This window comes from Citrobacter sp. wls827, assembly GCF_005280875.1.
GTDB classification, from domain to species: Bacteria; Pseudomonadota; Gammaproteobacteria; order Enterobacterales; family Enterobacteriaceae; genus Citrobacter; species Citrobacter youngae.
Window position 1 is genome coordinate 527,781 of the sequence record NZ_SZWR01000001.1, and the last position, 10,225, is coordinate 538,005.

The window sequence follows — 10,225 nt, forward strand, 5'->3', positions numbered from 1 at the left end:
TTTTACTTCGTGCGTTGATTTGCCCGCCATCGCGGACAACTCTTCGTTACTGACCGCGTCCAGCTCCTGCAAACGCCCCTGCTCAAGCAGGCTCATAAAGCGGTTATCCCAGACAGGGTTCAGCGGATGCAGCGTGTTTTGATCGGCCACGAATTTCTCGGCGGCGCTGATCACCCGCTGCTGGCGCAGCTCGCGCTCGTTTTCGGGCAGTTGTTTACCGCTGCCAAGCAGACGGTCGCGCATATGAGCATCGGCCTTCGCCAGCTCCGGTACCGGCGGCTGATGCGACAGCCCGCCGGAGCCTAAAAACAGTACGCGTTTATTCAATGAGCTGGCGAAACGGCCAATCGCTTCCCCGAGCATGCGGGTACGCTGAAAGCCTGGCAGCGGCGTGGCGACACCGTTAATAAACACCGGCAACACCGGCACCTTATCCAGCCCACCAAGCAAGAACTCCAGCGGCTGGGCGAAACCATGATCGACCTGCATGTTGTAGGACACGGCGAGATCGATGCCGCTTTTCATCACCGCGTGGGCGCAGGCTTCAGCGAGATCTGTCGGCACCGGCAGTTCCCCCGCCGCGCTGCCGAAATCGCCGATCGCCGTGGCTCCCACGCCTAAACAGAACGGCGGCATCACATCGTAAAAAAAACCGTTGTAGTGATCGGGGGCAAACAGCACCACCAGTTCAGGGTCAAACGCCGCAATGCGCGCCCGGGCGCTGGCGATCACGCCGTTGACCTCGTCGAGCACAGCCTGTGCTGGGTCGACATAGCCCACCAGCGGCGAGTGGGAAAGACAGTGAAGATAAGCGTGCATATCAGGCCACCTTTTCAACAGGAATATCGGCAGTAGCGCGGGTAAGCGTCATCACCGACGCCAGTTTATTCAGGGTACTGCCCAGAGTTTGCGGAATAGCGATGGCGGCCACAAAGCGGTCCGGGCGCATCACCACCAGCGAAGCGTTGTGCTGGGCAAACCACGTGCGCAGGCGATTTTGCGTATCGCCAATGCGGATAACGCCGTCATAGTTATCCTGCTCGGTATGAATCTGCGTATCCGGCACCACCTGGATAAACCGCGTGCCCAACGCCTGCCACTGTTGGATCTGCGCCTCGCTCATGCCCCACAGCGGGTTACAACCCCAGCCAATCACCGCAAAATTCGGCCCGATGACATTGTCGAGCAGCGTCACTTCACCCGATTCCAGCGTCACCTTCGGCTGGATAAACATCTTGCCGACCGGAGACGTTTTCGCATCGCCTTCACGCACCAGCGCCCCGGAGTGGTACTGCGGCATCGGCTTAAAGCGCATTTCAAGGAAGTAGCGTTTGACCGGCGGAATGTAGTTCAGCAGCCAGGAAACCCCGTCGCGTACCGCACCGTGCCAGCGTTTTGGCGGTGCCAGTACGTTGCCTGCGGTCACCGAGAGATCGATCATCGCTTTGGCGTGGTCGCGGCGTTCCTGCTGGTAGGTATCCAGCAGCGCATCACCAGCTTTGCCCTTAATGACCAGCGCCAGTTTCCACGCCAGGTTGAAGGCATCGCGCATGCCGCTGTTGTACCCCTGCCCCTGCCAGACCGGCATAATGTGCGCCGCATCGCCGGCCAGCAGCACGCGGTCAATGCGAAAACGTTCGGCCAGACGGGCGTTATGGGTATACACACGCTGGCGGATCAGTTCGACGTTATCCGGGTTCGGCAGCACTTTGCTCAGCAACTGGCGCATATTTTGCGGCTCACTGAGCTGCGCTTCGGTTTCTCCCGGCATCACCATAAATTCAAAGCGGCGCACCGCATGCGGCAGCGCAGCGGAGACATACGGGCGCACCGGATCGCAGCACAGATACACATGCGGCGTGCTGAGCGGATCGTTGGCGATATCCACCACAATCCACTGATTTGGCGCGGTTTTGCCTTCAAATGGCACGTTCAGCGACCGTCTGACGTTGCTGGCCCCGCCGTCGCAGGCCACCAGCCACTGGGCTTTCACCGTTTCGCGCTGGCCATCCGGCGCTTTCAGATTCAGCGTTACTTCACCGTTCTGTTGGCTGAAGGCTTCCAGTTCGCGGGAAAACAGGCAGCGCACACTGGGAAAACGCGACAGCCCTTCCAGCATCACCGCATCCACCTGCGGCTGAATAAACGCGTTGCGGCGCGACCAGCCAAATTCGTCGGTCATCGGCTGGATATCAGCAAAGCAGCGGCCTTTCGGCGTGAGAAAGCGCATCGCGTGCCACGGCGTGGTGTGCGGCAAAACGCGCTCGACCAGCCCCACAGACTGCATGGTGCGCAACGCTTCATCGTCAATCCCGATAGCGCGGGGATAGTCGATCAGCGTGTCGAGCTTCTCCACCACCAGCACTTCAATGCCCATCTGGCCCAGATAGTTGGCCATCATCAGCCCAACCGGACCGGCTCCGGCAATCGCGACCTGTACGGTGTGCTGCACAGCGGGTTGGATATCAGGGTTTATTGTTGTCATTTCAGAACCTCACGACTCGGACAAAACGCAATTGCAGACCCTGGCGAGGCGCAACTCATTTTGTTAAAAAGATGTAAATGATTTTTTATTATGCGGTCAGTATAGGAGTGAGTTTTTGCGCTACAATCAAAACATGCCTGGATGTGCACTAAGTGCACAACGTTGTTTTACCTGTAGATTTGTCAATAAATATGAAAAATGATGACGGTACTGAATACAAAACCGTACGCGGATTAACGCGCGGATTAATGTTATTAAATATGTTAAACCGGCTCGATGGTGGAGCCAGCGTTGGCCTGCTGGCTGAGCTGAGCGGCCTGCACCGCACTACGGTCAGGCGGCTGCTGGAAACGTTGCAGGATGAGGGTTACGTCCGACGCAGCCTGTCCGATGACAGCTTTCGCTTAACCATCAAGGTCCGTCAGCTTAGCGAGGGATTTCGTGACGAGCAGTGGATTTCTGCGCTGGCCGCCCCGCTGCTGGGGGATTTGCTGCGCGAGGTGATCTGGCCGACCGACGTTTCCACGCTGGATGTGGACGCGATGGTGGTACGTGAAACCACTCACCGCTTCAGCCGCCTGTCGTTTCACCGGGCGATGGTCGGGCGTCGTTTGCCATTGCTGAAAACCGCTTCCGGCCTGACCTGGCTGGCATTTAGCCCGGAGAATGAACGTCAGGAACTGATTGAAATGCTGGCCTCCCGGCCAGGAGAAGAGTTCCAGCTGGCGCGCGAACCCTTAAAGCTCGACGCCATTTTGACCCGGGCGCGGAAAGACGGTTTTGGTCAGAACTATCGCGGCTGGGATCAGGAGGAGAAAATCGCTTCTATCGCCGTCCCCATCCGTAGCGAACAGCGGGTGATCGGCTGCCTGAATCTGGTGTATATGGCCAGCGCCATGACCATCGAACAGGCCGCAGAAAAGCATCTTCCGGCCTTACAAAGGGTGGCGAAACAGATTGAGGACGGCGTCGAGTCGCAGGAGATTTTGGTTGCCGGGAGGTGAAGTGGATCACAGTTATGCGCATCATCTGATTGATAGTTGGGATGACTCACTCATCAGCCGATATCACGCGGTGTCATCTTGCTTTAATGATATCTTCATCGCAGAGTGTGCATTCATTTTTTGCCAGGAGGCTGCATGTTAAAGGTCATTGCCGAGGATTTCATCAAACCTGAGTATATTGAAACCGTTCTCCCGTTGTATCGTGAGCTAATATCGGCCACCAGGAAAGAACCGCGCTGCATTGCTTATGACCTCTATATTGATGAAAAAGATCCGGGCCATTTTATTTTCATCGAAGAATGGCCAGACCACGCGGCTCTCGATGAACATTGTGCCAGTGAGCATTTCCGGCGACTTGTGCCTTTAATCGATCAATACACGCGCAAAGAAGCACGTTACACACTGATGAATGACATCGTAAATCCAGGGGCGCAAAGTCTCTTGTGAAGAGGCTTTAATCTTTCTTCCTGTATAAGGATACGCTACTCTCGCAAATGCGTTCGCTGGTAACATGCTTCGGGACATGCAGCCTGATTACGTCACGGAAAGACTTAGGCTAAAATATGATATTTGATTGCAAATCAAAGGATAAAAAGTGAAAAAAACAACTCCAGAATATACGGCTGTTGACTTGTCTCGTTGGCCAAGGAAAGAGCATTTTGAGGTATTTCAGTCTTTTGCTCAAAGTACAATTAACCAAACTGTTCTGTTAGACATTACCGCAGTACTAAAACATATAAAAGAGATTGGCTGGAAATTTTACCCTACTATGATTTCCCTCCTTGCTAAAGTTGTCAACAAGCATACTGAATTCCGTATGGCTATAAAGAACAATGAGCTTGTCATATGGAATGAAATTCATCCAAGCTATACCATTTTCCATAATGAAACTGAGACTTTTTCATCATTATGGAGCCGCTACGATGGCAATATTCATCACTTCCAAAACACTTATTCAGAAGACGTTGCACGCTATTGTAATAATCTTTCTTATTGGCCGAAGGGAGAGTCTCCGGAAAATGTATTTTTTGTATCGGCTATCCCTTGGGTAAGTTTTACCAGTTTTAATATCAACATTGCGAACATGCAGAACTTTTTTGCCCCCATGTTCACACTTGGGAAATACTATGAACAAGATGGGAAAGTAGTGTTACCTCTCGCCGTTCAGGTACATCACTCCGTGTGCGATGGCTTCCATTTAGCACGATTAATCAATGAACTACAGGAAATGAGTCATGACCTACGGCACCATTCAGAGGAACGCAACGTCTGATGCAGCAGACGTTTCTTTATATGGCGTGAGCAGCAAGAATAGTCGCCATGTCCGCAAACAAGAGGAGTCGACATGAACGGTCTGGGAAGAACATAAATTTGGGTTCGCAATGGCAAGGGTAATACTTAAAGCTTTCGCAAAAGTCTGGCCGGATTGCCAGCATACACGCCTTTTACCAGCACGGGCTTTATCACCACACTACCGGCACCAATCACCGCTCCACTGCAAATTTCCGTTGTTAAAATTGTGGCTCCACTGCCCACCGTTACTGCGTTACCTAATACAATATTAATCCAGCTTTTTGCAGAAGCGTCAGGACTTCCGCTCTTGAAAAGATCGTTAGCAAAGGTCACGCCATGCCCTATAAAGCAGTCCTCGCCTAAGGTAACGTTTTCACAGATGAAAGTATGGGACTGCACTTTAGTTCTGTCGCCTATGACGCTTCCCTTTTGTATCTCAACAAATGGCCCGACAAACACATCATGGCCCAACTCGCATTCATAAAGATTCACAGGCATGACTATTGTGACATTTTCACCTTGTTTTACGTCACGAATACCACTTTCAATAATATTCATATCAGCACTGTCCTTACTCAAGATAATACGCTTCAGTATTGAAGACCTGAACTTGCAGGAGCGCCTTTGCCATTTATTATCAGATAGTTTAGGCCAGGAATTTCAATTGATGCGTTTCTTTTAGCGATAGTATTTTTATCTATTCGTTATAATCAACACATCTTATCAGACATGTTGATCATAACAAACTTACAATTTATAAAATCTGCCATAATGACAGATTTCTTTAATTTATAATCAGAGATTTGCAACGTTATGATATACTTTTTGAACATCATCATCATCTTCAAGGGCATCAACAAGTCCTTCAAAGATTTCTAAATCTTCTGGTGAAAGTTCAACTTCTGATTGAGCAATCATTTCTAATTCTGTGGTTGAGAATTCAGTAATCCCAGCTGCTTTGAGGGCTGCAATTCCTTTATGAAGATCTGTAGATTCAGTATAAATAATGATGTTGCCTTCTTCTTCGGTAACATCACGTACATCCACTTCAGCATCAAGCAAAATTTCAAAAATACGGTCAGGGTCTGTTCCCGCAAATACAATCACGCCAGTATTGTCAAACATATAGCTGACAGCACCCGCCGCGCCAATATTCCCGCCTTTTTTATTGAAGATTGAGCGAATATTAGCAATCGTGCGGTTAACGTTTGAAGTCAGGGTTTCAGCGATAATCATGGAACCACTTGGACCAAAGCCTTCATAACGCCCTTGCATGAACGTTTCGTCGCTGCCACCTTTGGCTTTATCAATAGCTTTATCAATAACGTGCTTTGGAACCTGGGCTTGTTTCGCACGTTCAATAACGAATTTTAAAGCTGTGTTTAATTCTGGGTCTGGTTCACCTTGTTTAGCCGCAGCATAGATTTCCACACCGAATTTGGAATATACTTTAGACGTTGCACCGTCTTTAGCCGTTTTTTTACCAACAATATTGGCCCATTTACGTCCCACTGGAATAGTCTCCTCGAAAATTTATTTACATGACAGGCAGCTTAATAAGTTGCCTGTTTTTCCCGCCATATTATATCACTATATGTAAATTCTCGTCTATGAGAAATAAAAACATCCAAACCTTACGGAGTGTTACTTTAATTTCATCAATAATTAACATTATGGATAAGTTACTACATAACTTTCTGCTGATTTTTCTATTTTTATTTTTAACACTGGCGCAGCAGCAATAATAGATAAGACAAGAGAATCAAAAGTAATAACCCCGGCAAAGTACCACTTTCACTTCTTATATAAAACGTTCACATCTGCTTCTGACACAAAGCAGCTTTTGCGCACACATATCTACCCGATTTGACTGAATGCAAAAAAAAACCGAAACCCTGCTTTTGAAAAGAGCAGAGTTTCGGCATTCATTCACTCTGAAGGACGTCAGACTTTCAGCAGCTTCACCGTCTCGTCGATGTCGATTTCATCTTCCGAGAAGATCAGCGTCGTGCCCTGGAAGGTAGTGATCGCCAGCTTTTTCAGTGTGCGCATTTCGCCAGGCTTCACGTCTGATTTCGGTCGGATGCTGTTCATCAGCACGCCGACAGACAGCACCGCGTTTTCTTTGTCGATACGGGTTTCAACCGGCACTTCTTCGCTGTACACCAGGTATGACTTGATCGCCGTGAGCTTCAGGCGCTCGCCCGCGATATAGATGTACTTGCTGTCGGGTATGACTTTCACCGCATAGGCAGACAGGCCTTTGTTGTTGGTGGTGGGTTCAAAAGTCACCGCCGCGTCTTTCTTGATCAGCTCAGGATTAGCAACCTTAATCACATGAAAATAGCGGTTGTCGCCGTTTTCATCTTTGATAAATCCAAAGCCTTTATCTTTAAACCACGTTGTGATTGTTCCGTTCATTGCTGTTTCCGCCTGATTAAACCGAATACTCGTAGAGTATACCTACTCAATTTGCGCGCAGTGTAAAACACAGGCCCCGTCTTTGGCTACTCGTTACCCCAGCGATTGAGGAACTCCGCAATGTCATCAATACGCAGTGCGTCGACGCCAGCGACAGTTGCCATCTCCTGCTGCGCGTCTTCGCTGATTTCTTCGTTGTTCATCAAACGGGTGATCAACTGCTGGAAGTAGTGCGCCAGCGCATCGCGTTCGGCATCGTTCACCGGCTTTGCAGCCTCGGTCGCGTACTCATCAGCGATATCATAATATTTTAGCGGAATGTCGTTGTTCATCAGGTGCTCCGGGGTAAATGCGTGTGCCAGCAGTTGCCTGCCGCGTCTGGAGCGAATGATAGCATTGTTATTTCATGGTTCGCGATCTGTTTCCTGGCTGTAATGTGTTGCATAAATCAACAATATTGTCTGGAGCCACTTCGCATTTAATTAATTCTCCTGAATTAAAATGACTGTTTCTTTATTTAGCTCGGTATAATAGCCGCAGAGTAAATAATGCAGAAAAAAGGAAAGTATACGTTTATTAATTTAGATAATGAGACGGCGATTAAACGCCATAAATAACGTTCTCTGCAGGCTGGATTCGATTGGCCCAATCCCATCGTTAGTCGCCCATTTGCCCACATTCATCTTCTGGACAACACTCTACGATGATACCACTGACCCAACACGCAGAGCGCACACCATGAACATCACGCAAATCCGTAATGCCACACAGCACATCACCTTTGGTGGAATGACTTTTCTGGTCGATCCTATGCTGGCTGCGAAAGGCGCATATCCGGGTTTTGCCGGAACCGCACGAGCCGACATTCGCAACCCAACCGTCGATCTGCCCATCGACATCGATACCCTGCTTAATGTCGATGCGCTGATCGTGACCCATCTGCATGAAGATCACTGGGACGAGGTTGCCGCTCGTGTCGTGCCGAAAGACAAACCAATCTATGTGCAAAATGACCATGATGCACACGTACTGCGGGGGCAGGGTTTCACACAACTCACCGTGCTGACGCAAAATACCGTGGTCGGCGCTATCACTCTGCGTAAAACCGGTGGCCAGCACGGCTCAGATCGCGCCTATGCCATTCCACAAATGGCAGAACGCCTGGGTGATGCCTGTGGCGTTATCTTTATGCATCCGGCGGAAAAAACGCTGTATCTGGTCGGGGACACCCTCTGGCGCGACGAGGTAGAAGCCAACATGCATACCTTCCAGCCAGGCGTGGTGGTTCTGAACGCAGGCTTTGCCCACGTTATCGGGTTTGGCCCAATTATCATGGGTGTGGAAGATGTGCTGAAAACCCACTTCACCTTACCCGAAGCACACATTGTGGCGACCCATATGGAGGCGATTAACCATTGTCTGTTGACCCGCGCGGCCCTGAAAGAGTACGCCCACGACAACCAGATTGCGCAATATGTCAACGTGCCGGAAGATGGTGAAACCCTGGCATTTTAATCTCTACAAAGGAATCGTATGCAGCCGCTTAACGTCGCCATTGTTGCCGTGGAAGATTTCAGCCCGTTTCACTTCTCGGTGCCGTGTATCATTTTCAGTGACAAAATGGCGGTGAAAAAGCGCTTTGAGGTGCAGATGTGCGGCGAAAAACCGGGCATCATCTCCTCGCAGGATGGCTTCGCCATTACCGCAACCCACGGCTATGAAGCGGTGGAGGCTGCCGACATCGTGGTGATCCCCTGGTGGGGTACCACGTCACATCGACCACCACAAAGCCTGCTTGATGCGCTCAACCGCGCACGACAAAACGGCGCGCAAATTGTTGGGTTATGTCTGGGCGCGTTTGTTCTCGGCTATGCGGGGTTACTGGACGGTAAACGAGCGGCTACGCACTGGGAGTTCGAGCAGGATTTTCAGGCGCGCTTCCCGGCGGCCCAGTTGGATATCAACGCACTGTACGTGGATGACGACGGTATTATTACCTCAGCAGGTACCGCCGCCGCGCTGGATTGCTGTTTGTACGTAATTCGCCAGCGTTTTGGCAGCACGGTGGCGAATCAGATTGCCCGACGGATGATTGTGCCACCGCATCGTGAGGGCGGCCAGGCGCAGTTTATCGAACAACCGGTAGCGAAAAATACCCAGGATCAGCGCATTAACGCCCTGCTCGACTATTTGCGCCAGCATCTCCACGAACCGCATAATCTCGACGAGCTGGCACAGCGGGTGATGATGAGTCGTCGCACTCTAACCCGTCATTTTATGAAGGCCACCGGGTCAAGCGTGGCTGAATGGCTGATTACCGAGCGCCTACACCGCAGCCAGACGTTGCTGGAGACCAGCCAGTTACCCGTTGAACGCATTGCAGAACAGGTTGGTTTTCAGTCGCCCGTCACCTGGCGTCAGCATTTTAAATCCCACTTTGGCGTTAGCCCGGCTGAATGGCGTAAAACCTTTCGCGGCGATTAACCTCTTTTTTGCGCCAGCCAGATGGTGTGCCCGGTACAGTGCGGATCTTCCATCACCATCTCGACCACCGCAAAGCCATGCGCTGACAGCAATGCGCGGTATTCGTCCGGCGCGAGGCTGGCGTGAAACAGCGGCTCACCCTCAAATTGCCCCATCGCGATGCCGTTGTCCGTACCGCTGGTAAACATCAGCGCACTGCCGGGATGGCTGAGGCGGTCAAAAATCGGGAATATCTTTTGCTGGTCCTGCTGAGTTAAATGGAAAAAACTGTCCCAGGCGATCAGACCATCGAAAGTCTCATTGAGTGCCAGTTCGCGCATATCCTGCTCCAGCCAGCGCTGTGCGGGAAAAGTGTTTCGGGCCCGCGCCAGCATCGCCGGGGAACCATCAACGCCGGTAAGCTGAAAACCTTGCTGGATAAAATAACCCGCAATCGGCTGACCGTTTCCGCAGCCAATATCCACAATATGGCCCTGCCCGCCCATCACGTTGATGAACTTGTCCAGCCAGCTTTTCTCAAACAAGGCGCGTGAGCGCT

At 50.8% G+C, this 10,225-nt stretch carries 12 protein-coding genes; 5 read left to right on the forward strand and 7 right to left on the reverse strand.

What is annotated here, in order from left to right:
• Both mhpB and FDX03_RS02475 read right to left on the reverse strand, forming a co-directional pair.
• On the reverse strand, positions 1-819 hold an 819-nt coding region (mhpB, locus tag FDX03_RS02470; protein ID WP_249356973.1), incomplete at its 3' end, for a 2,3-dihydroxyphenylpropionate/2,3-dihydroxicinnamic acid 1,2-dioxygenase.
• A 1-nt stretch (position 820) separates the two neighbouring features.
• Entirely contained in the window at positions 821-2,485 is a 1,665-nt protein-coding gene (locus FDX03_RS02475; protein ID WP_137345434.1) for a bifunctional 3-(3-hydroxy-phenyl)propionate/3-hydroxycinnamic acid hydroxylase, read from the reverse strand.
• Positions 2,486-2,676: 191 nt separating this feature from the next.
• On the opposite strand from FDX03_RS02475, the gene FDX03_RS02480 reads away from it, so the two are divergent.
• From FDX03_RS02480 to catA, 3 genes are all read left to right on the forward strand, one after another.
• Entirely contained in the window at positions 2,677-3,489 is an 813-nt protein-coding gene (locus FDX03_RS02480; RefSeq protein ID WP_048212623.1) for a DNA-binding transcriptional regulator, read from the forward strand.
• 135 nt (positions 3,490-3,624) lie between these two features.
• On the forward strand, positions 3,625-3,936 hold the full coding sequence (locus tag FDX03_RS02485; RefSeq protein ID WP_048212491.1) for a putative quinol monooxygenase: 312 nt from the start codon (positions 3,625-3,627) through the stop codon (positions 3,934-3,936).
• A gap of 148 nt (positions 3,937-4,084) precedes the next feature.
• Positions 4,085-4,762 carry a type A chloramphenicol O-acetyltransferase gene (gene catA, locus FDX03_RS02490; RefSeq protein ID WP_048212492.1) on the forward strand — a complete coding sequence of 226 codons (678 nt, stop codon included), beginning with the start codon at positions 4,085-4,087 and terminating at the stop codon, positions 4,760-4,762.
• Positions 4,763-4,887: 125 nt separating this feature from the next.
• Here the strand turns inward: catA and FDX03_RS02495 are convergent, their stop codons facing one another.
• From FDX03_RS02495 to FDX03_RS02510, 4 genes are all read right to left on the reverse strand, one after another.
• Positions 4,888-5,340: an acyltransferase gene (locus FDX03_RS02495; protein ID WP_115643810.1), complete on the reverse strand. Its 453-nt coding sequence runs from the start codon at positions 5,338-5,340 to the stop codon at positions 4,888-4,890.
• Between the two features lie 237 nt (positions 5,341-5,577).
• Positions 5,578-6,294, reverse strand: a complete 717-nt coding sequence (locus FDX03_RS02500; RefSeq protein ID WP_048212494.1) for a YebC/PmpR family DNA-binding transcriptional regulator — start codon at positions 6,292-6,294, stop codon at positions 5,578-5,580.
• 432 nt (positions 6,295-6,726) lie between these two features.
• Positions 6,727-7,203 (reverse strand): cold shock domain-containing protein, encoded by a 477-nt coding sequence (locus tag FDX03_RS02505; protein ID WP_048212495.1) that lies wholly within the window; start codon positions 7,201-7,203, stop codon positions 6,727-6,729.
• A gap of 86 nt (positions 7,204-7,289) precedes the next feature.
• Positions 7,290-7,535 (reverse strand): YmjA family protein, encoded by a 246-nt coding sequence (locus FDX03_RS02510; RefSeq protein ID WP_137345435.1) that lies wholly within the window; start codon positions 7,533-7,535, stop codon positions 7,290-7,292.
• 406 nt (positions 7,536-7,941) lie between these two features.
• Here FDX03_RS02510 and FDX03_RS02515 point away from each other — a divergent pair, with 406 nt between their 5' ends.
• Entirely contained in the window at positions 7,942-8,718 is a 777-nt protein-coding gene (locus FDX03_RS02515; protein ID WP_137345436.1) for an MBL fold metallo-hydrolase, read from the forward strand.
• An 18-nt stretch (positions 8,719-8,736) separates the two neighbouring features.
• Positions 8,737-9,687: a helix-turn-helix domain-containing protein gene (locus tag FDX03_RS02520; RefSeq protein ID WP_137345437.1), complete on the forward strand. Its 951-nt coding sequence runs from the start codon at positions 8,737-8,739 to the stop codon at positions 9,685-9,687.
• Here FDX03_RS02520 and FDX03_RS02525 read toward each other — a convergent pair.
• The coding region (locus FDX03_RS02525) for a class I SAM-dependent methyltransferase (protein WP_249356974.1) at positions 9,684-10,225 on the reverse strand (542 nt) is incomplete at its 5' end. The two genes, FDX03_RS02520 and FDX03_RS02525, sit on opposite strands and share 4 nt — an antisense overlap.